This window comes from Paralteromonas sediminis, assembly GCF_003820355.1.
GTDB lineage: Bacteria > Pseudomonadota > Gammaproteobacteria > Enterobacterales > Alteromonadaceae > Alteromonas_F > Alteromonas_F sediminis.
The window spans coordinates 208,908-230,241 of record NZ_RPOK01000004.1; the positions used below are offsets into that span (position 1 = coordinate 208,908).

General features: G+C 45.8%; 18 protein-coding genes. 8 read left to right on the forward strand and 10 right to left on the reverse strand.

Features of this window, described 5'->3' with window-relative positions:
• Position 1 precedes the first annotated feature (1 nt).
• From recO to djlA, 5 genes are all read right to left on the reverse strand, one after another.
• On the reverse strand, positions 2–694 hold the full coding sequence (gene recO, locus DRW07_RS13100; protein ID WP_124028382.1) for a DNA repair protein RecO: 693 nt from the start codon (positions 692–694) through the stop codon (positions 2–4).
• Entirely contained in the window at positions 694–2,418 is a 1,725-nt protein-coding gene (gene recJ / locus DRW07_RS13105) for a single-stranded-DNA-specific exonuclease RecJ (RefSeq protein ID WP_124028383.1), read from the reverse strand. Before recJ ends, recO begins: the two co-directional genes overlap by 1 nt.
• A 12-nt stretch (positions 2,419–2,430) precedes the next feature.
• Entirely contained in the window at positions 2,431–3,144 is a 714-nt protein-coding gene (gene dsbC, locus DRW07_RS13110; protein WP_165870498.1) for a bifunctional protein-disulfide isomerase/oxidoreductase DsbC, read from the reverse strand.
• Positions 3,145–3,240: 96 nt separating this feature from the next.
• On the reverse strand, positions 3,241–4,143 hold the full coding sequence (xerD, locus tag DRW07_RS13115) for a site-specific tyrosine recombinase XerD (protein WP_124028385.1): 903 nt from the start codon (positions 4,141–4,143) through the stop codon (positions 3,241–3,243).
• 4 nt (positions 4,144–4,147) lie between these two features.
• On the reverse strand, positions 4,148–4,972 hold the full coding sequence (djlA, locus tag DRW07_RS13120; RefSeq protein WP_205665399.1) for a co-chaperone DjlA: 825 nt from the start codon (positions 4,970–4,972) through the stop codon (positions 4,148–4,150).
• A 151-nt stretch (positions 4,973–5,123) separates the two neighbouring features.
• Here djlA and DRW07_RS13125 point away from each other — a divergent pair, with 151 nt between their 5' ends.
• The 7 genes from DRW07_RS13125 to DRW07_RS13155 all read left to right on the forward strand — a co-directional run bounded on the left by DRW07_RS13125 (position 5,124) and on the right by DRW07_RS13155 (position 13,865).
• The gene (locus tag DRW07_RS13125) at positions 5,124–7,358 is read left to right on the forward strand and encodes an LPS-assembly protein LptD (protein WP_124028386.1); all 2,235 of its coding nucleotides are present in this window, start codon (positions 5,124–5,126) and stop codon (positions 7,356–7,358) included.
• Between the two features lie 84 nt (positions 7,359–7,442).
• On the forward strand, positions 7,443–8,705 hold the full coding sequence (gene surA / locus DRW07_RS13130; RefSeq protein WP_377923168.1) for a peptidylprolyl isomerase SurA: 1,263 nt from the start codon (positions 7,443–7,445) through the stop codon (positions 8,703–8,705).
• Positions 8,706–8,717: 12 nt separating this feature from the next.
• Positions 8,718–9,701 carry a 4-hydroxythreonine-4-phosphate dehydrogenase PdxA gene (gene pdxA, locus DRW07_RS13135; protein ID WP_124028388.1) on the forward strand — a complete coding sequence of 328 codons (984 nt, stop codon included), beginning with the start codon at positions 8,718–8,720 and terminating at the stop codon, positions 9,699–9,701.
• Complete coding sequence (gene rsmA / locus DRW07_RS13140) at positions 9,698–10,498, forward strand: 16S rRNA (adenine(1518)-N(6)/adenine(1519)-N(6))-dimethyltransferase RsmA (protein WP_124028389.1); 801 nt, start codon at positions 9,698–9,700, stop codon at positions 10,496–10,498. Before pdxA ends, rsmA begins: the two co-directional genes overlap by 4 nt.
• Positions 10,499–10,509: 11 nt before the next feature.
• A complete protein-coding gene (gene apaG / locus DRW07_RS13145; RefSeq protein ID WP_124028390.1) occupies positions 10,510–10,893 on the forward strand; it encodes a Co2+/Mg2+ efflux protein ApaG in 384 nt (127 codons plus the stop codon).
• A gap of 10 nt (positions 10,894–10,903) precedes the next feature.
• Complete coding sequence (locus DRW07_RS13150; protein ID WP_124028391.1) at positions 10,904–11,707, forward strand: symmetrical bis(5'-nucleosyl)-tetraphosphatase; 804 nt, start codon at positions 10,904–10,906, stop codon at positions 11,705–11,707.
• A 133-nt stretch (positions 11,708–11,840) separates the two neighbouring features.
• A complete protein-coding gene (locus DRW07_RS13155; RefSeq protein WP_124028392.1) occupies positions 11,841–13,865 on the forward strand; it encodes a HAMP domain-containing methyl-accepting chemotaxis protein in 2,025 nt (674 codons plus the stop codon).
• On the opposite strand, the gene DRW07_RS13160 is transcribed toward DRW07_RS13155, so the two are convergent.
• The 5 genes from DRW07_RS13160 to DRW07_RS13180 all read right to left on the reverse strand — a co-directional run bounded on the left by DRW07_RS13160 (position 13,855) and on the right by DRW07_RS13180 (position 20,900).
• Entirely contained in the window at positions 13,855–15,003 is a 1,149-nt protein-coding gene (locus DRW07_RS13160) for a glycosyltransferase family 9 protein (RefSeq protein WP_165870489.1), read from the reverse strand. The genes DRW07_RS13155 and DRW07_RS13160 overlap by 11 nt on opposite strands.
• The gene (lysC, locus tag DRW07_RS13165; protein WP_124028394.1) at positions 14,996–16,345 is read right to left on the reverse strand and encodes a lysine-sensitive aspartokinase 3; all 1,350 of its coding nucleotides are present in this window, start codon (positions 16,343–16,345) and stop codon (positions 14,996–14,998) included. Before lysC ends, DRW07_RS13160 begins: the two co-directional genes overlap by 8 nt.
• 17 nt (positions 16,346–16,362) lie before the next feature.
• The gene (locus DRW07_RS13170; RefSeq protein WP_124028395.1) at positions 16,363–16,815 is read right to left on the reverse strand and encodes a DUF192 domain-containing protein; all 453 of its coding nucleotides are present in this window, start codon (positions 16,813–16,815) and stop codon (positions 16,363–16,365) included.
• Positions 16,816–16,933: 118 nt separating this feature from the next.
• Complete coding sequence (acnB, locus tag DRW07_RS13175; RefSeq protein WP_124028396.1) at positions 16,934–19,546, reverse strand: bifunctional aconitate hydratase 2/2-methylisocitrate dehydratase; 2,613 nt, start codon at positions 19,544–19,546, stop codon at positions 16,934–16,936.
• A gap of 157 nt (positions 19,547–19,703) precedes the next feature.
• Positions 19,704–20,900, reverse strand: coding sequence for a PQQ-dependent sugar dehydrogenase (locus tag DRW07_RS13180; protein ID WP_338067768.1), 1,197 nt, complete (start codon positions 20,898–20,900; stop codon positions 19,704–19,706).
• On the opposite strand from DRW07_RS13180, the gene DRW07_RS13185 reads away from it, so the two are divergent.
• A complete protein-coding gene (locus DRW07_RS13185) occupies positions 20,885–21,322 on the forward strand; it encodes a hypothetical protein (RefSeq protein ID WP_124028398.1) in 438 nt (145 codons plus the stop codon). The two genes, DRW07_RS13180 and DRW07_RS13185, sit on opposite strands and share 16 nt — an antisense overlap.
• Positions 21,323–21,334: the final 12 nt, after the last annotated feature.

Below are 21,334 nucleotides of genomic sequence, written 5' to 3' on the forward strand. Positions count from 1 at the left end.
GTTAACTGCGTCTAAACAAGGCGCGGCTATTTAAAGGTTTTTGGCCAACGACTGGCAGTAACATTTGACGGCAAAGCCATTTAGCCAGTTTACGACTATCATTTGACCAAGCTTCTTGTTGCAAGCCCAGAATATGCGCCCCGCATATTTTGAATTCTGAATACTGCGCCAGCGTAAAACCCACTTCTGGTGTGAAAGCGTAATCAGAGTTGGGGTCAATAGGCGCGCCAGAATGTGCTTCCACAGTAAAATCGGGCATTACACCTAACTCTTCCAACAGCGAAAACTCAAACTGCCGGAGAACGATATCGTAGTCCTTAAGCGAAGTAAGTGATTGCAAACACTGCTCATACATATCGAAAACCAGCTCTACTGCGAGTCCGTTTGGAATGGCGCGAGTGAGCAATTCATTCATATAGAAGCCGCAGTAGAGTGCCTCACCCTGTAGTTTGAAGGCGTTTTCTTTTGCCTCGATATGTTTTAGGGTTTTGAGTTCACTTTTACCCATCAACATCAGGCACAGTGGTTGAAAACCTTGGATCAAACTCTTCTTGTCTGACTTTGCTTTTCTCACACCCCTCACAACCGCACTTACCCGGCCCTCACTACGAGTAAAAAAGTCTGCAATCACACTGGTCTCTCGGTAGGGCCTATGATGAATAACATAACCCATGAGTTCCGTGTCCATTGCCATTAAACACAGGCCTCCATGTAGTCAAACACAAGTTGCAGACTTTGTTTGCCTCGGAACACATTAATCTCTGGTTTGTAGACACCTTTAATCTGGGAAACTTGATTGTTTGGCCAAACATCTAAATCGATGTTAAACGCAATCGCCTCTAGGTGCTGCCCATTAGTGTGCTCAAGTGTCATTTTAAGGTGGTTTTCGCCCACTATTCGTTGTGATATCAGCGTAAACTGATCATCGAAAGCTGGGGCGGGAAAACCTTGCCCGTATGGGCCTGAAGCGTACAACAGGCGCACAAAATCGAGTGTCAAGCAATCAAGCGGCAATGGACCGTCGGTATAGACGCGTTTATCGCTATCAAGATCGACGCCCAATCGTGCGATCACTTGCATGAACCTTTGGTTGAATCGCTCCAAGTTAGATAAATTAATTGTCAAACCTGCCGCCATGGCATGGCCGCCAAACTTGTCTATCAGCTCGGGGGATTCTCGGTTGAGGTCTTCCAAGGCATCCCTGATATGAATACCTTCAACGGATCTGGCTGAACCTTTAATTTTTCCATCTCCTGCGTCTGCAAACGCGATGACTGGACGGTTAAACCTGTCTTTCATTCTTCCAGCAACGATACCAATGATACCCTGATGAAATGCTGAATGATGAAACACTAAGGCTGATGGCACTTCACCCGACTGCTCGGCGATAAGCGCTTCAGCCAGTTGTTCAGCTTCTTGTTTCATCGTCTTTTCAATCTGTTTTCTCTGCTGATTTAGACTGTCTAAATCAGCGGCCATTTGACGAGCGAGATAAATGTCATCGGCCAGCAGACACTCAATGCCGGTAGACATATCATCCAATCTGCCTGCTGCATTGAGCCTAGGCCCAACCACAAATCCCAAGTCAGAAGCGGTCAGATTGTCGGGTTGCCGATTGGCAATATCCAATATCGCTTTAATGCCTGGCCTGCATTTTCCTGCTCGAATGCGTTGCAGGCCTTGGTGCACCAAAATGCGATTGTTGCTATCCAGTTTAACCACATCTGCAACAGTACCAACCGCCACAATATCTAACCACTGTGCCATCGAAGGTGGCGGTTGTGTTTTACTCAATAGCCCTCTGTCAGCCATAGCACTGCGCAATGCAGAAAGAAGATAAAAGGCGACACCAACCCCGGCTAAATTTTTTGAGGGAAACGCGCAATCTGCTAAATTCGGATTAACAATGGCATCTGCGTCGGGCAAAGTAGCAGGCGGCAGATGATGATCGGTTACAATAACGTCAAGACCCAAGGCTTTGGCGTGAGCTACGCCCTCCAAACAGGCAATGCCACTATCTACCGTTATAATGAGATCAGCAGCATCCTGATGTGCTACGTCAACAATTTGAGGGCTTAATCCATAGCCAAAATCAAATCTGTTCGGTACCAAGTAAGAAAGCGATTTTGCACCAAAACTCTTGAGTGCGAGCATACACAATGCGGTGCTTGTTGCGCCATCCGCATCAAAATCACCGACAATGACGATGCGTCGTTGTTTAGCTATTGCATCAATCAGTAGTTCGACCGCTTTTTGGATGCCGGATAGGCTTTTGAAGTGTAACAGACATTTTGCTTGCGTATTGACATCTTCAAGCTGGGTAACTCCGCGGTTCCGATATATCTTATCGATGACAGGGTGCAAAGAAGAAGACAGCATGCCGCCAACGGGTTGGCGGCGGATAATTTGTGTATTCATTGCTACGTGGTATTAACCCGCGCTCTGTAACGCTTGCAACAGAGCAGGTGCAGGTTGATAGCCTGGGATCAAACGGCCATTAGGCAAGATAATATTCGGTGTGCCGTTTACGCCAATTTTCTGGCCAAACTGATATTGCTCGACAATGGAGTTTTCACATCGTGCGAGTTCTACATTCTCGCCGGCTTTACCTTGTGTCATTGCTTCTTGTTGATCACTTGAGCACCAAATAGAAATCATATCATTGAACGTCTTCCCTTGGGTACCGGCTCTTGGAAACGCCAAATAGCGAACGGTAATACCTCTTTCATTATATTCACCCATTTGCTCGTGCAGTCGACGACAGTATCCGCAAGAAATATCGGTAAAAACAGTAACGATGAATTTTTCATCTTTGGCTTTAAATTCTATGTAATCACCGTCGAATTGTTTGAGCCCTTCTAGCCTGATTGACGACAATGCCGCCTCTGTCTCGTCACGCATACCAGCGTCCATGTTGTAAATTCTGGCCTGCATCAAATATTTACCATCTTTAGAGGCATAAAAAATGCCACGAGCAGTATTCAACTGATAAAGGCCATCTACTGGCGCATCAGCTATCGCAGTAACTTCCCATCCCATCGACTGCTCTAGCTTTTTTATCAATTCACTGTGTTCATCAGCCATACAACCGAATGTGGTAAAACAAGCTACCGCTAAAAGAATTGTTTTTCTAAACCCATTCACAAAAAAATACTCCAAACTTCTGTTGCACCTCAATGGCGTCATTTAAATACATACTTCATCGCTTATACAGACCGCCAAAAGGCGCACCCACTTTCACTAACCTCTCGGATGGTGGCTTTTCACTAACGATTGTAATCGTGCTTTTGCCACATGTGTATAAATTTGTGTAGTTGAGAGATCACTATGCCCCAATAATAATTGAACTACACGCAAGTCTGCCCCGTGATTTAACAAATGCGTCGCAAACGCGTGACGCAAAGTATGGGGGGATAGCTTTTGCTTAACATTTGCTCTCTGCGCATAAAACTTTATTCTGTGCCAGAACGTTTGTCGGGTCATTTGGTTACCTTGTTTACTTAAAAAAACAGTATCGTTAGCCTGTTTTAGCAAGGCACCTCTTGCTTCGCTCATATATATCTGTAACGAGTCAATCGCCGCTTCCCCTAGTGGCACCAAACGCTCTTTGTTCCCCTTTCCCACCACTCTGACTACGCCTTGTTGTAAGCTGACTTCGTCTAGTGACAATCTGACCAATTCTGTCACCCTGAGTCCGGTTGCATAAAGTACTTCAAGCATCGCTTTATCGCGGCATTCGACAGGGTCGTCCAACAGAGGCTCGTTTAATAGCGCTTCTACTTCGGCCTCCGTGAGTGAGCTCGGTAGAGGGTTAACGACCTTAGGAGAATCAATATTACTCATAGGATTATCGAGGCGAATCTCATTATCGATGAGATACAAGTAAAAACGCCTAAGTGTACTGATATAGCGCTGTACACTTCTGGCTTTTAGACCGTCGGTGAGCAAGGATTCCTTAAACGCCTGACAGTCTCCCGCACTGACCTCACGCAGCTTTTTTCTATTGGTTGTTTTCGCAAAATGTGCAAATCGGCTAATGTCTGTTTTATAAGCCTGAAGTGTTAAATCACTTAACCCTTTTTCCAACCAAAGGTACTCAGTGAATTGTTCTATGTCTTTTTGGTCCTGAAGCCGGATTAACACCTTACTACCAACCTTTCTGTTTTCGGATCAATTCGTATGCTGCTTGAATAGACTGTGTTTTCTGCTTGGCCATCTCCAAGGCCTGTTGGGGCAAGCCTTTTGATATCAGCTTATCAGGGTGGTGCTCGGCCATGCGTTTCTTGTAGGCCTTTTTTACTGTCTTCTCATCGTCTGAAGGCGAAACGCCAAGTATTTGATAAGCCTCCTTTACGGGTAGTTGCGAGGTGTGTGTCGAGCTGTCCTGTGAGTGCTGTCCCTGCCTAAATCGCTGTTGAGCAATATGCGCACGAATCAGGAAGTCTAATGACCCTCTACTGAATCCCAATACATGCGCAACTTTTTCCAATACCTTTTGTTCAGGAGGACTCAGCGCGCCATCGGATAAAGCAGCCTGTATCAGTATTTCGAGAAAGATTTGCAGTAAATCACGTCTTCCATGACAAAACTCAACGAGGCTCTTCAGCGTTTCGATGAGCGGAAAGTCAGCCGATTTTCCCTCACGAAAGGCTGTTTGTGCTTCCTGTCGCGCGTTGCCTTGAAGCTGCATCTCATCCATCAGTGCAGACGCAACAGCGATTTCACTGTCAGTCACCCTACCATCTGCTTTGGCAATGTGCCCTAGGCTTGCAAACAAGCTGTTGAAAAAAACCGCGTTCTGCTGAAAACTGTCTGGGTTTGTAAAAAAGCGCCCAAAACCACCTAACTGAGAAAAGTCCTGACTATATGCACGGTCAAACAGGTACCCCACTATTAAGCCTAAAATCGCCCCTGGGATCTTTAAAAACATAAAGCCAAATAATACTCCGAGGATTCTTCCCCACACCGGCATAATTTTACTCAATATTAATTTTATTTAGCGTCACTATAACCAAAAGCAAAAATGAATTCAGTCTTTTGGATTTAAGCTTTGTTATTCTGCCCGAAAGGGCTAAAATAGCGACTTTCTTATCAATATTCTGCCTGCCAATTGTTCAAAACGCATGTTTAAAAAGAGTACCACGCGACAATTTTGTATCTCTGTCTCAAGCCTTATTTTACTTGGGTTATCATGCCAGGCTCAGGCACAACAAACCTTGTGTACGGTTCCGCCCATTCAATTCAGCTCCGAACAGCTGATGCAGGAAGGGCATATAAAGGTGTCAGCTAAGCAAGCCGAAATCATTGAAGAGCGCACCGCCACTTTCATGGGCGATGTGCAAATTCTGTCCAATACCGCTCGAATTAGTGCAGAGCAGGCATTGGTGGAAGAAAATGGTAAGCGAGTCACGGCAAAGGGGAATGTTCGTTATCAGGACCCTGTGCTAAAAGTCGACAGTACAAATGTCAGTGTTGACTCCATCGCAAAATCATTACAACTAGACAACTCACGTTACCAATTGGCAGGGTTTGTCGGCCGCGGCGAAGCTGAACATATATCCGTTCAACAATCAGACGGCGTGAAGCTAGAGGACGTGACCTTTACCACCTGCCCGCTTGGTGGTGAAGATTGGCAAATAAAAGCTAGCAGTATAAGTCTGAAGCCAGGTTCCCCGTTAGGCGAAGCCAGAAATACGCGCTTTTATGTGGGTGACATTCCAGTTTTTTATCTGCCCTACTTTGCATTTCCCGTAAGCACAGAGCGACAAAGCGGGCTGTTGTTTCCTAACATTACAAGTTCTACAAGTACAGGAGTTGATATAGAGCAACCTTATTATTGGAACATAGCACCGAACTACGACCTAACGCTGTCACCACGTTTAATGACCAATAGAGGGTTACAGTTTAAAACTGAATTTCGATACCTCACCAATACAAGCTATGGACAGCTCAATTTGGAGTATTTGCCCGAAGATACCGATATTGACGACCGACCTGATCGATATTTTTATCGCTTGACCCACGAAGGACAGCTGAGTGAAAACTGGTATGTATCCGTCAACGTAAACGGAATGAGTGATGAAAATTACATTGTAGATTTGGGGTCAGATTTTTATAACCGCGCCGACACGCATATGGTTCGGACTCTTGGCGTCAATTATTACAGTGATGAGCTGAACGCCAGCATATACTTAAAAGATTTCGAAATCATTGGCACAGAACTGAGTACATACCGGGCTTTGCCTGAGTTCAAGTTAGACTACAAAACCCATTTATCAAACGCACTGGATTTTGAATTGACCACAGAGGCTGCCTATTTTGACAACGCAGCCACGACAGAGCCTACTGCATTCAGATTACACGTAGCACCTACGTTATCCATTCCTTATCGCCGCCAGTGGGGTGAACTCAGTGCACAGGCAACTTTGTTTAATACGTATTACCAGCAAGACAATCTGTCACAGGACAGCCCGCTGGAAGACGACGTTACCAGAACTATCGGTCAGGCGAGGCTATATGGAGCACTTTTCTTTGAACGTCAAGGCAGCTGGTTGAGCGACGATGCAACTACCACGCTCGAACCCAAATTTCAGTATCTATATACCTCTTATGAAAATCAGGATTCAATTGGCTTTTATGATTCAACCGCGCTTTTAACAGACGTTGACGGACTCTTTCGTGGCCGTGAGTTTACAGGCCTAGACCGCATAAGCGACAATAATCAGGTGACAGTCGGTGTAACATCAAGAGTCATTGACCAAAAAAACCGGGAACAATTTGTTTTTAGCATTGGTCAGACTTTTTACTTTGCTGATAGCAGAGTCGCGACGTTCAGAAATCAGGACAACCGCTCAGCGGTCGCCGCAGAAATAGATTGGCGCATTGATGCGAAATGGTTTTTGCATGCTGATATGCAATTGGCGTCTGAAACCGAAAAAGTCGACCGAAGCAGTTTTACTTTAGAATACAGAGAGAGTGAGCAGAAGCTGGTACAGTTTACGCAACGTTATGTGAGGAATTTATCCGGTGAAAAGATTGACCAGCTTGGTTTGTCCGCGAGCTGGCCAATAGCTAAGAACTGGCAATGGGTAGGTCGTGTCTATCGTGATATGGAACGCCATCGGAGTGTGGAGCTATATACAGGAATAGAATATGAATCTTGTTGCTGGGCATTGCGAGTAGTTGCACAGCGCCATTTGAGCAATCGTTTTAATATGGCCGGCGCGCAAAGCACCGATGAGTACGATTCGGGCATCGCGCTTCAGTTTACGTTTAAAGGTGTTGGTACACGGTCATCCAACAGACAAATGTTAAAAGATGGAATGTTTGGCTATCGGCAACCCTATAGTTTAAATTAGTACCTGCTTGTCAGGTGTATACCAATTCAAATAAGAGAGTTTATGAAGTATTTAGTTCGAAATTGTCTAGCAAGTGTCGCATTAATGTGGCTCACAGTGGCACCTGTTACCGCACAGGAAGTCTTACTCGACAGAGTGGCAGTCATTGTCGACCAGGGCGTGGTATTAGAATCAGAGATACAAAAATTGATAGCGGACGTCAAACGCAATGCTGCACAGAACAATCAGTCATTGCCCTCAGAGCGTGCACTGCGCACCCAGGCTATTGAACGCTTGATTGTCACCAATCTACAAATGCAAATGGCCGAACGTATGGGTTTACAGGTGAGCGATCCTCAACTTGACCAAACCATTGCTAATATTGCTGCACGCCAAAATGTCACCGTTGATGATATACGCGCTCAGCTTGATGCAGACGGGATTACCTATGATGACTATCGCGAAAGCATTCGTCAGGAACTTATTACAGGTGAAGTTACGCGCGCTAACGTAAGACGACGTATTTATATTACGGAGCAGGAAGTCGACGCGTTGATTGACATTATGGACCAACAAGGTGCAGAGCAGGCAGAGTATCGCTTGGGCCATATTTTGATAGGCTTTCCACCTGATCCGACCGACGAAGACATTGCTGATGCACGTGGCAGAGCAGACCGCGTGATTGAACTGCTCAATGACGGCTCAGATTTTGCGCGTATCGCCATCGCCTCGTCTTCTGGCTCTGAAGCGTTGGAAGGTGGCGATATGGGTTGGTTAAATATCAACTCTATGCCAACGCTTTTTGCAGAAGCTGTTCAGGAAAACGATGGCGAAGGGCTTATCGGCCCCATTCGAAGTGGTGCTGGTTTTCACATTTTAAAAGTAATGGAAACACGCGGCATCGAAAAAGTTGAAATTGAAGAAGTCAATGCTCGACACATTCTTATAAAGCCGTCCATCATTCTAAGCGATGCAAAAGCCGAGAAGATGTTGGTGGAGTTTAAAGAAGGAGTGATTGCCGGTGAACTCGACTTTGCAGAGCTTGCCAAAGAACATTCTGAAGATCCTGGTTCCGCATTGCGCGGCGGAGACCTTGGCTGGGCTGATCCCAATAACTATGTTGCAGCATTCAGAAATGCACTTGCAACGCTTGAGCCAGGTGAATTTAGTGAGCCTGTTCGTTCAGAGCATGGTTGGCACTTGGTTCAGCTTCTCGATAGACGCGTTGATGATGCAACTGACAAACGCAAAGAAGAGCGCGCTTCGCAATTGATTTTTAACAGAAAATTCAATGAAGAAACTGAAAACTGGATTCGAGAAATGCGTGATTCGGCATTCATAGAAGTATTAGAACCTACTAACTCTTAATTGGAGAGCGAAATGGTGCCGATCAGATTGGCCATTACGCCAGGGGAACCCGCTGGTATAGGTCCTGACTTAGTAGTTCTGCTTGCTCAGCACGCCTGGGATGCGCAGCTGGTCGTATTTGCCGATCCAGAGGTTATGCGTCAACGGGCAAGCCAATTGCGTTTACCGCTTAACTTGGTGGACTACGTTGAAGGCAATACGCAGGTTTTGCCTGCCCAGTCTGTTTACATCAAACCAATTCAAACAGATGTCCCTGTCGTCGCTGGGCAGCTAAATAGCGACAATGGGCATTATGTGGTAGAGACACTCAGACAAGCCTGCCAAGCAAATATGGAAGGTAACTTCGATGCGGTAGTAACAGGCCCCGTGCACAAAGGCACAATCAACAAAGCAGGCATTTCGTTTAGTGGTCATACCGAATATTTTGCCCATCAGTCTGGCACCATAGACGTCGTCATGTTATTGGCAACAAAAGGGTTGAATGTCGCTCTTGCCACTACGCATATTCCATTGGAATTTGTCTCGCGCGCGATAACAAAAGAGCGTCTACATAAAGTCATACACATCATTCATACCGATTTAAAACTCAAGTTCGGCATCAAGCAGCCGCATATTTTTGTTTGTGGGCTTAATCCTCACGCCGGGGAAGACGGGCATATTGGTACTGAAGAAATCACGACAATAAAGCCAGCATTAGATGCGCTTCGAGAAGAGGGTTTGAACATTACGGGCCCGTTGCCAGCAGACACGATATTTCAGCCTAAATACCTGGAAGATGCCGATGTGGTATTGGCGATGTATCACGATCAAGGGCTTCCTGTACTCAAGTACAAGGGGTTCGGCGCATCAGTCAACATTACGCTCGGGTTGCCGTTTATCAGAACGTCGGTAGACCATGGTACCGCAACGGACCTCGCAGCTACGGGAAACATAGACGTTGGCAGTTTTAAGTTGGCGATTGAAAAAGCAATAGAATTAGCAGGTCATCAAAAATGACAAAAACCCACCTCGGCCATACTGCTCGAAAGCGATTTGGGCAAAATTTCTTAAAAGACGAGTTGGTCATAGACCGTATTCTCAACGCCATTGCACCAACCAATGATGATGTATTAATAGAAATAGGCCCAGGATTAGGGGCACTAACTGAACCTATGTGTGAGCGCGTTGAAGCACTCACCGTTATTGAACTGGATAGAGACTTAGCCGAGCGATTGCGACACCATCCGTTTCATCATCAGAAACTGACGGTGATAGAGCAAGATGCGATGCGTTTTGATTTTGGCCAGCTAAGCCAGGAGAGACAAAGTAAGCTTCGAGTATTTGGCAACTTGCCTTACAACATCTCGACACCACTCATGTTTCATCTTTTTTCCCATCAGGATGCCATTGTCGATATGCATTTTATGCTGCAGAAAGAGGTTGTTGACAGACTCGCAGCCACGCCTGGGTCGAAGCATTACGGTAGGCTTTCAGTTATGGCGCAGTATTATTGTGATGTCATTCCCGTCCTGACGGTACCACCCGGAGCATTTGTCCCACCTCCCAAAGTAAATTCTGCCGTTGTAAAATTAGTACCTCATACTCAGGCTCCTGTGTCACTTAATCAGGTAGAACATTTAGATAAGGTATGTAAGGCAGCCTTTGGTCAGCGTCGCAAAACAATTCGAAATAGCCTAAAAGACTTTGTATCTGAAGCAGAATTGAGTGCGCTCGGGATCGATGCGGGGTTAAGAGCAGAGAAACTTTCATTGCAAGATTTTGCCACCATCGCCAATACGATTAATGAGTCATAGCGATTTTGTCTATGGACTATCCTGTCATTATCCATGTTCAAACAAAGTATCTGAATGACCCTATGACTCGTGAGAAAGGGCAGTTTGCATTTGCCTATCAAGTCATCATTCAGAATCAAGGCGACATACCCATCCAGTTACTTTATCGGCACTGGCTTATCACTGATGGCAACGGAGAAGTAAAAGAGGTGCATGGTGAGGGTGTTGTGGGCAAGCAGCCTGTGATTGCCCCCAATGATTTTTTTAGCTATACCAGCGGTGCCGTGATCGACACACAGGTCGGTGTGATGCAAGGTAGCTATGATATGCAGACTCGCCCACCAAACAGTGAACCTGAATCATTTTCAGCAGTAATTCTGCCATTTAGACTGGCTACACCCCAAAGTATAAATTAGGGAGCCCAGAGTGAACTACGTTGTCGGTGATATTCAGGGTTGTTATAAAGGCCTGAAGCGTTTACTAAAAAAAATTAAGTTCCAACCCGGAAAAGATACCCTATGGGCGGCAGGTGACCTGGTAGCGAGAGGCGAAGATTCTCTGTCTACGCTGGCGTTTCTCTATGACCTTGGAGACAACTTTAAAACCGTTCTCGGCAATCATGACCTGCATCTACTGGCAATTCACAGTGGCGTAAAAGCCTCAAAACGCGCAGATAAATTAGAAAAACTGTTGGCTTCTAAGGATGTAGACAAATATACGGACTGGCTAAGACACCAGCCACTCGCGCGGCGCATTAACGACAATACCCTGCTTTGTCACGCGGGCTTGTATCCTTCCTGGAGCACAGACAAAGCCATTAGGCTGTCAAAGGAAGTTGAGGAAAAACTGCAAAGTAAACACTTCAAACGTTTTCTGCCGCATATGTACTCCAGTGAAGCCGTGTGCTGGAAAGAGGCAAAAGACAGTAAGAAGCGGCTGACTTTTGTTATCAATGCCATGACCCGAATGCGTTATCTGTCACCTCAACTTGCGCTGGACTTTGAAGAAAAGTGTGCGCCAGAACTGGCACGTTCCCCTCTTCTACCTTGGTTTGATGTCAATAACAAGAAAATGAAGCCTGACGAATGTGTGGTTTTTGGTCATTGGGCAAGTTTGAATGGAAAAACAAACAAAAGTAACTATATTGGATTAGATACAGGATATGTTTGGGGCAACAAGATGACTGTTTGGTGTCTGGAAACACGAGAAAAAATGGCAATTCATGCTTAAAACTTTCCTCTCCCCTGCCGCTATTAGGATAAATGACAAAAGTCTAGTGAAAAGTGTATGAATTTTTGTCAGAATCAACATAGATACTAAGCAAGAACAAAAATAACAGCAAAATAACTAAGAGAGTCTTCTCATGAATATTACGGTTGCAGCACGCATTATTGGCGGTTTCGTTATTATCAGTTTGCTCCTTGTGGTCATTAGCGTGTCATCATTCGTCAATCTAAACAGCATTGATTCCGCGACGACAGAGGTGAACGAGCTAGCCATCCCCACTCTGTCGGCAAGTAATGCGCTGAAGACCAGCTTTATCAACATGGGCAGGATCACCTTTGAAGCTTACATTGAAGACACACTGGACGGTTTGGGTGATAAAAAGCAACGTTACCAGGCCAGTAAAGAAGAGTTTGAATCAGAAATTTCTCTGCTGGAAACTGTTGTAGGAAAAGATCCCCACCTGCGTGCCACGCTTGCAAATGTTAAACAAGCCTATGAAAGTTATGCAGAAAATGTACAGAACGTATATACCTACAAACAAGAGTTTCTGGACCTTAGGGGCGAAATATCTTCGCGTTTAGAAGACGTCGAATATAACGCTGATGATGCATCTACGCTCATTCTTGACTTTGGCGATCTCGATGAAGTCTCCGAAAGCCGTGCATTGCAAAATGCTCTAGAGGTTGGCGCAAGACTTGAGACTCGCCTTCTCACGCTATTAACCATTTCCAATGAATATATCAAAACGCAAACACTTCAGCGTGCTCAGACAATTGGCAACGAAGTGGAGCTGGTAGTGGGCCAAGTTAATGAGCTTCTTGGTGAAATGGTTACCGCGGCCAACGGTCAAGATTCAACAGGCACAATCGATGAAATTGCAGACCTTATCAGCACGGCTTCCAATGCTGTCCTAGCCAATGACGGTATAGTCAACCTGCACGTTGAGCGATTAACTAAGCGAAACCAAGCAGAGGCATCGTTAAATGCGTCAGACGTGAATAGCCAAGAAGGCATCGTCGAGCTTGAGAATCTATTGGGCTTGGCTGATAGCAAAGTGAAAGAAATTGAAGAGAGGGTACAAAGTTCGGTTAGCAGCGGCACTATTCAGGTCGTTATTGTGGTGGTTATCTCGTTAGCGGTGGCTGCGGTTATTGGCTATTTAACCGTTATTGCCATTACAAGGCCATTGGCTAGAGTGAATGAACTATTGAATGTTGCCTCTTCAGGCGATCTCACTCACAGACTTGACGATTCGCAGAAGGACGAATTTGGCCAACTGTCCAGGAACTGTAATAAGTTAATTGATAACCTGAAAACATTGATTCAGGGTATTCATGCTAGAGCAGAGCAACTTGCTGCTGCCTCTGAGCAAACGTCAGCGGTTACCATGCAGACCACGTCATCGATTCAGAACCAAAAGTCTCAGATTGCTCAGGTTGCAACAGCGACAACGGAAATGCACTCTACCTCTCAATTAGTCACACAAAGCGCAGAAGATACGCTGAGTAAAATTCAGGAGGCTGACGACGAGGCCCAAAAAGTCAAAACGATTTCTCTTGAAAACCGAAATACTATTGAAGTACTCGCCAAAGATGTTGACGAAGCTGCAGAAGTCATTAACAAGCTACATCAGGACAGCGCCAGCATCGGTGGTATATTAGATGTTATTCGCGGCGTTGCAGACCAGACCAATTTGCTAGCACTAAATGCCGCTATTGAGGCAGCTCGTGCTGGAGAACAAGGCCGAGGCTTTGCCGTAGTAGCCGATGAGGTTAGAACCCTGGCAAGTAGAACGCAGCAATCAACACAGGAAATCAATGCAATGATTGAAGTACTGCAAGCCGGTGCGGAAAAAGCGGTAGCAGTGATGAATCAGGGTAAAGAACAAACTGGCGTATGCGTTGAGCAGACAGAAAAAGCAACATTAGCACTCGACACTATCACTCAGGCAGTCCACAAAGCTCACGATGTTAGCAGTCAAATCGAGCAGTCAGCGAGAGAGCAGAATGTAGTCTCTCAGGAAATCAGTGAAAAACTTGAAACGATTGTCGGCATAGCTGAAGAGACCAGCACGGGGGCTCAGCAAACGTCAGAATCCAGCCACGAAGTAGCGCGTTTAGCTGAAGAGTTACAACAGTCCATCCGCAAATTTAAAGTTTAAGTGACCTCATGGCGCTGATAACCTTCGGCGCCAACTCTATTCCTCTTACATTATGGATCCGTTCAGGGCACCAAAAAAGGTCTACGTACTCTATAGGTCTCCGACTCGCAGCATTTTCTCGAACGATAGCCAATTGCGGACAATGGAGAGTAGACGCAAAATGGGTAATTGCTGATTCCACCGTGACAATAAAGTCTACCTGCTGCAACAATGCTGGCAGGAGGTGAATATTATCGCTTTGCGTGAATAAACTTATCTGGCTGTTTTGGTTTAGTTCATGGGCCTTTAGTACTGCCTTTACACCGATTTCTGATGAAGCCGGTACATTGACGATGATGTGCGCTTGTTCATAGTGCGTAAAAATAGCGTTTATAACACTGGTAAAAGCCTCTGCACTCAAATCTTGTTTCTGAGAACCTGAAAATGGATTGAGTAATACGAGGGGGCTTGAATGATCACTAACCTGTTGTGATATCCAGGCTGAAATAACACCACGACTTTTCTCGGTAGTATTAACCGGTAACCCCTGCTTGTGCGTGTTATGTAGTTTTAGGGGACCAAAGCACCGCTCATAGCGCTCTCTGCAACGGTCAAAAATGTGTGTTACCAGCTCTCTTTTGCCCGTTACTTCATCGAGTACAAATTTGCGCTTTACGTGCCTATAGTAAGCATATTCACGTAAATTGAGCCATGCCTTCGGGGGCGTATTGCCAACAATTATAGCCGTGCTTGCGATTTGCTTTGCCAACTTAGCGAATTGCAAAGAGCGATTAGCTGAAAAATAAAAAATGATATCGTACTGACGACGATTGCCACGACGAATCAGTTTTTGTCTCTCATCATTGCTACCGGCCACAGGAAAAATGACAGTAGCAATGCCGCTGTCTTTTATTCTTTCTGTCAACGCTTCATTTCTTTCACTTTTCCATCCTTTTGACCGGTTCTTATTGTCGTCAAACCAAATGTCTAATTCTAAATGGGGATAATTGGCTTTTAGCGCAGCTAAATAGGGACCGTGGTAAACAAAGTCACCCAAGGCTAAATGGCTCATAAAAAGGATGCGTTTAGCCGACATTAACTCGGCATGAGAAATAAGGGGTTGCAATGCCTGGCTTCCTTGCATTTTACCCTTACTCAAATAGGACACTATGCAACCCTTTTACAACCTGTGTGCTGACAGCCTCTTTGACCAAAAAAGACATATTGTGAGGATTAGCACCAAAGCACACCATACGCACTTCAATATCATTTAAGGCAGCAAAAACTTTACCTGTACAGCCCTTCGCACTTTGCATGTGGTTACCCACTATCGTCACCAAATCAAAGCCGTCTTCTACCGTCACATCACACATAGTTTCAAGTTCAGAAATCGTCTGCTTGTTAAGCCTTTGGGCTACAGAGTTGGCAGGGTTATCCAACGTGAACGCTACCGAAATTTCGGACGTTGTTACCAAGTCAACACTGAGCTTATGTTTGGCAATAATCGCAAAAACACGCTCCAAAAAGCCCTGTGCATACATCATTTTCGGCGTTTTGACTGTCACCATCACTTGCTCTTTTCTACGCGTAATAGCGCGAAACGGGGGTTCTTCTTTACAGTCTTTCACCAGCCAGGTTCCGCCTTTTTCCGGTTCACGGCTTGATCCAACAAACACACGAATGTTCTGTCGCAATGCAGGCTCCATGGTCGCAGGGTGCAACACTTTTGCACCGAATGTCGCCATTTCTGCGGCTTCCTCGAAACTTAGTTCGGGAATCGGTCGGGCTTGGTCAGTAATACGCGGGTCGGTTGTGTAGACTCCAATAACATCTGTCCAGATCTCACAACTATCGGCATCAAGTGCTTCGGCCAATAGCGCTGCAGAGAAATCAGATCCCCCTCTCCCTAGCGTTGTCGTCATGCCATTTTCATCCGAGCCAATAAAGCCCTGCGTAACTATAATAGCGTCCGCCAATTCAGGCTTAAGTAACCTCGATGCCTGTGTTTTTATAAGCGCTAGATTTGGCGTAGCCGCGCCGTGAACACTGTCTGTCTTTAATACGTTCCTAACATCAAAATTTCGCGCTTTTTGCCCTTGTTCGTTAAGTATGGCGGCAACCAAAAGTGAAGACATACGCTCGCCCAGAGACAACAGCTGGTCTTTTAAGGAGTCGGTATGATGGATCTCTTCATGAAACGCCAGTGTATCCAATTCTGATAACAAAACACCGAGCTTCTCTTTAACATCTTCTGCATGTGCCAAGTGACCAAGGATCTTGAACTCTATATCTTTGATTGCATCGATACGTTTTTGTATTTCGACATGTGTCATTGCATGGTGTGCTAACTCAACCAGTAAATTAGTCACTCCACCGGCAGCACTCACCACCACGACCCGGGTATCTGAATTACCTTTAATTACCTTGACGCAATTACAAATAGCTTCAAAGTTGGCAACGCTTGTACCGCCGAATTTTGCGATATTTAATCTATTACTCACGAATTATTGCCTTTCATTTACTCTTTGAGGACCACAGTGTCACCCACTTTCACTCCGTTCTTTTCAAACCAACCACGGTTCATTTCAATGGCATAGCGCACCTTTTTTTTGGAAACAACCGACGTTAAATCATGTGGTTCCAGGGTATAAATACCTGTGATCTGACCTTCCGTATCTACATATGCCAAGTCGAGCGGAATATAGGTGTTTTTCATCCATATGCTTGCTTCAATAGGACGGCTAAACGTAAATATCATCCCACAATCAGCGCACATCGATTTTCTGAACATTAAGCCTCTTGCCCTTTGCTCATAGGTAACGGCATGTTCAAGTTCAAGGGGAATGCCATTAATCGAAAGTTGGAGAGTGTCAAAAACTACGGGGCTTGGCTCGCCTTGTGACCAGCTTGCCGGATTGACAAGAAAAAACATGCTTAACAATACAAATAGCAGCTGAGCCCTATGCGACATACCTATGTGACTTCCTATATTCTGGTGGATTCAGACATTACTAAGCTATTGGATAATTGGCAATAAAAAAGCCGGACAATTTACTTGTCCGGCTTATACGAATTAGCTATTGCAAATACTACGCTAAATTCAAAGTTGGAATAATATTCGCCTTGGCTTTCTCTTCTGCTTCCTTGAAGCTTTCCATTTGATCAAAGTTCAAATAACGGAATACTTCTGAATGCATTGAGTCGATTTTGCCAGCGTACTCCATATACTCTTCAGCAGTGGGGATACGACCAACAATCGCACCAACTGCAGCCAGTTCTGCAGAGCATAAATAGACGTTAGCGCCATCTCCCAAGCGGTTAGGGAAGTTACGAGTAGATGTTGACAATACTGTCGCACCCGCGAGTACACGCGCCTGGTTACCCATACACAATGAACATCCTGGCATTTCTGTTCGCACACCGGCGCGGCCATAGATATTGTAGTAACCTTCTTCCATGAGTTGCGCTTTGTCCATTTTAGTAGGTGGAGAAATCCACAAACGCGTAGGCAGTGTTTGATTGTATTGCTCAAGCAGCTTACCTGCAGCACGGAAGTGACCAATATTGGTCATGCACGAGCCAATAAAGACTTCATCAACATTGTCACCAGCAACATCAGATAAGGTTTTTGCATCGTCTGGGTCATTCGGGCAACACAGGATAGGCTCTTTAATGTCAGCAAGGTCAATCTCAATCACTTCAGCATATTCTGCATCGGCATCGGCTTCCATCAACTCAGGGTTAGCCAACCACTCTTCCATCTTCTGTGCACGACGCTCTAGGGTACGAGGATCACCATAGCCTTCGTTGATCATCCAGCGAAGCATAGTAATGTTAGAACGCAAATATTCTGCGATAGATTCTTCAGATAGCTTAATTGTACAGCCTGCCGCAGAACGCTCTGCTGATGCGTCTGACAACTCGAAGGCTTGCTCTACAGTCAGGTGCTCAAGACCTTCAATTTCAAGTACACGACCTGAGAAAGCATTGATCTTACCTTTCTTTTCAACAGTGAGCAGGCCTTGTTTGATGCCATACAGCGGGATTGCATGAACCAGATCGCGCAACGTAATTCCTGGCTGCATTTCGCCTTTAAAGCGAACTAAAACAGATTCAGGCATATCAAGTGGCATCACGCCCGTTGCCGCGGCAAATGCAACCAAACCAGAGCCCGCCGGGAATGAAATGCCCAGTGGGAAACGGGTGTGAGAGTCACCACCTGTACCTACGGTATCAGGCAATAGCATGCGGTTTAGCCAAGAGTGAATAATACCGTCACCTGGGCGCAAGCTTACACCGCCCCGGTTCATAATAAAGTCTGGCAAAGTATGCTGTGTGTCGATATCGACCGGTTTAGGATAAGCCGCGGTGTGGCAGAAAGACTGCATCGTTAAATCTGCACTAAAGCCAAGACACGCCAAATCCTTCAACTCGTCACGAGTCATAGGACCGGTGGTATCCTGAGAGCCAACAGTCGTCATTTTAGGTTCACAGTATGTGCCTGGACGGATACCTTCAACGCCACAGGCTTTACCAACCATTTTTTGTGCAAGGGTAAACCCTTTGCCCGTATCAACCGGTTGTTCAGGTTTCATAAACAAGTCTGATGCGCCCATTCCAAGGCTTTCACGGGCTTTTTCAGTCAAGCCGCGACCAATGATTAGGTTGATACGACCACCAGCACGTACTTCGTCTAAGATTACACGTGACTTGTACTTATACTCAGCCAGTACTTCACCGGTTTCAGTATTCGTGATTTTGCCGTCTTTAGGGAAGATATCGATAACATCGCCCATGTTCATTTTTTCAACGTCGGCTTCAAATACCAACGCTCCGGCATCTTCCATAGTGTTGAAGAAAATTGGCGCCACTTTGCTACCAATGCAAATTCCGCCGCCACGTTTGTTCGGCACACCAGGCAAGTCTTCACCGAAGTACCAGAGTACAGAGTTTGTTGCTGATTTACGCGATGAACCAGTTCCAACAACATCACCCACGAAAGCTACAGGGTGGCCTTTTGCCTTAACTTCCTCGATTTGCGCCAGAGGACCTACTTCACCATGCTTTTCTGGCGTAAGGCCATCGCGAGTCATTTTATACATAGCACGAGCGTGCAAAGGAATATCGGGACGTGACCATGCATCTGGTGCAGGTGATAAATCATCAGTATTGGTTTCACCTGTTACTTTAAATACCGTGTACGTCACCTTTTCAGGTAGGTCTGGGCGTGATGTGAACCACTCACCTTCTGCCCATGACTCCATGACGGCAGTAGCATGCGCATTGCCTGCTTTGTGCTTTTCTTCTACATCGTGGAAGGCATCGAACATAAGTAAGGTGTGCTTAAGCTCTTCAGCAGCAAGTTCTGCTAGGTCAGCATCATCCAGTAATTCAACCAGTGTTTCAATGTTGTAGCCACCGTGCATATTACCCAACAGTTGCACTGCTGCGTCTTTGTCGATGAGCGGAGAGGTGGCCTCACCTTTTACAATAGCGCTCAAAAAGCCGGCTTTAACATAAGCGGCTTCGTCCACACCGGGAGGAACGCGTTCAGAGATAAGCTCCAGTAGAAAAGACTCCTCGCCTGCGGGTGGGTTTTTCAGTAATTCAACTAAACCGGCGACCTGCTCTGCATTGAGTGGCTTAGGTGGAACCCCTTCTGCTGCACGCTCTTCTACGTGCTTACGATAAGCTTCTAACACTATGATGTCCTCTTAAATTTATTTTCTGGCTTTGCCGGGAGAGTGGGCAAGGCACATATGTGTAAAACAGCGGAATTATAACCACTTACGACCATAATTTGAATGAATATAGTGGCTACTCTTATTATAGCCGCTATTCACATTGTTGATGGTGGGATCAGTTCTCGCTTGTTAATAAGATTAATGAGGCCTGCGCGCCGTCTTTCAACACTGCTACTTCCCCTCGTGGAGAAACAATCACATCTCTCAACCTGCCTGAAATATCGCTAAACGCTTTGCGCTGCGAAAACTGACCGTTTGCGAGATGTATCGCATAAAGGGCTTTGTCAACCAGCGTTGTAACCAGTGCATGCCCTTGCAAGGACGGAAATTGGGAATGCACATTCGCGTAATAAGCCATCCCTGAAGGTGCAATAGATGGCGTCCAGTTTACTAATGGGTTTTGCATTCCACCGTACGCCGTAAACGGTGAGATCCTTGCACCGGAATAGTCTTTCCCCAGCGTCACTACCGGCCAGCCGTAATTGACACCCGGATGCAACTGATTTAATTCATCCCCACCCGCAGGACCATGTTCGTGGCTATATATTCGGTTTGCATCGGTGTCCAAAATAAGGCCCTGAGGGTTCCTGTGGCCATAGGTATACACCGCGTGAGCGCCTTGGCCTTCTCTCTCAGTGAAGGGGTTGTCTGTTGGCACACTACCGTCTTGATTTATGCGTAAAATTTTACCCAGTTGATTCTCTCTAACCTGTGCTTTTTCTCTGTAATCAAAACCATCGCCGCTGGCAACCAGCAAACTTGCATCGGGTAAAAACAATAGCCTGCCAGCGTAATGGACTGGTGTTGACTTATCGGGAGAAACCGCAAAAACTTCCTTGGGCTGTGTGAACGTATTGCCGTCATATTTCATTTTGGCGACGACAAGACGATTAGCGCTGCTGTCACCCTGCGCAAAAGATATAAATACCTCTTGGGTTTGAGTAAACGAAGGGCTGAGAACAATATCCAGTAGTCCGCCCTGCCCTGCTACGTATAGGTTGTTCAGTGTCAGCTTTACCCTACGTTGATCACTGGGAGAAGTTGCAATGACTACATGGCCATCTCGTTCAGTCACCAACCACTCTCCCTGAGGCGTAACCACAGCACTCCAGGGTGAATTTAACCCTTCTGCTAGAGTAGTTTTTACGTAAGGTTCGACAGGTAATGATGCTGTGGCAGGCAAAACAATGCCTATGTTCAGGGTGAGCATCCACAGAAACACGACTGAGCGACATTGTCTGCCTGCAACCGCTTTGATAAAGTTGCCTATGAAACTGGGTTTACTTTGAGACGCCAATGCAATTTTTAACACGCTACCTGCCCCCATTCCTGTTTACATGGATACTAACTTTCACTCTTGCTAGCGTGTTGCATAGTCAATTTGTTGTCAACGAATTAGTCAATGTTGGGGTAAAAATCCGACTATTAGACAGGCTAAGTCTGACAATCGACGACTGGGTAGGCTTGTTACCCACCTATGGCGTTATTATTGCGATTGGGCTGTTACTCGCTTTTATCGTTGTGGGCTTTATTATTAAAAAAGCCCCTGAAAAGCGGTTTATTTTATTTTTATGTGCGGGTGCAGCAGCATTTGCCGTGCTCTTATCTGCTATGCAGCCCATCATGCAAATTACGATTATCGCTGGTGCCAGAGAGGCGGGCTTCTATGCACAGATCCTGGCTGGGGCGATTGGGGGTGCACTCTTCGCCAAGCTGACGGCAAAAAAACAATAAAAGAGATAAATC

Coding starts and splice junctions, on each gene's coding strand:
- recO (WP_124028382.1), bottom strand. CDS start 694: ATGGCAATGGACACGGAACTCATGGGTTATGTTATTCATCATAGGCCC.
- recJ (WP_124028383.1), bottom strand. CDS start 2,418: ATGAATACACAAATTATCCGCCGCCAACCCGTTGGCGGCATGCTGTCT.
- djlA (WP_205665399.1), bottom strand. CDS start 4,972: ATGCCGGTGTGGGGAAGAATCCTCGGAGTATTATTTGGCTTTATGTTT.
- DRW07_RS13125 (WP_124028386.1), top strand. CDS start 5,124: ATGTTTAAAAAGAGTACCACGCGACAATTTTGTATCTCTGTCTCAAGC.
- surA (WP_377923168.1), top strand. CDS start 7,443: ATGTGGCTCACAGTGGCACCTGTTACCGCACAGGAAGTCTTACTCGAC.
- pdxA (WP_124028388.1), top strand. CDS start 8,718: ATGGTGCCGATCAGATTGGCCATTACGCCAGGGGAACCCGCTGGTATA.
- rsmA (WP_124028389.1), top strand. CDS start 9,698: ATGACAAAAACCCACCTCGGCCATACTGCTCGAAAGCGATTTGGGCAA.
- apaG (WP_124028390.1), top strand. CDS start 10,510: ATGGACTATCCTGTCATTATCCATGTTCAAACAAAGTATCTGAATGAC.
- DRW07_RS13155 (WP_124028392.1), top strand. CDS start 11,841: ATGAATATTACGGTTGCAGCACGCATTATTGGCGGTTTCGTTATTATC.
- DRW07_RS13170 (WP_124028395.1), bottom strand. CDS start 16,815: ATGTCGCATAGGGCTCAGCTGCTATTTGTATTGTTAAGCATGTTTTTT.
- DRW07_RS13185 (WP_124028398.1), top strand. CDS start 20,885: ATGCAATTTTTAACACGCTACCTGCCCCCATTCCTGTTTACATGGATA.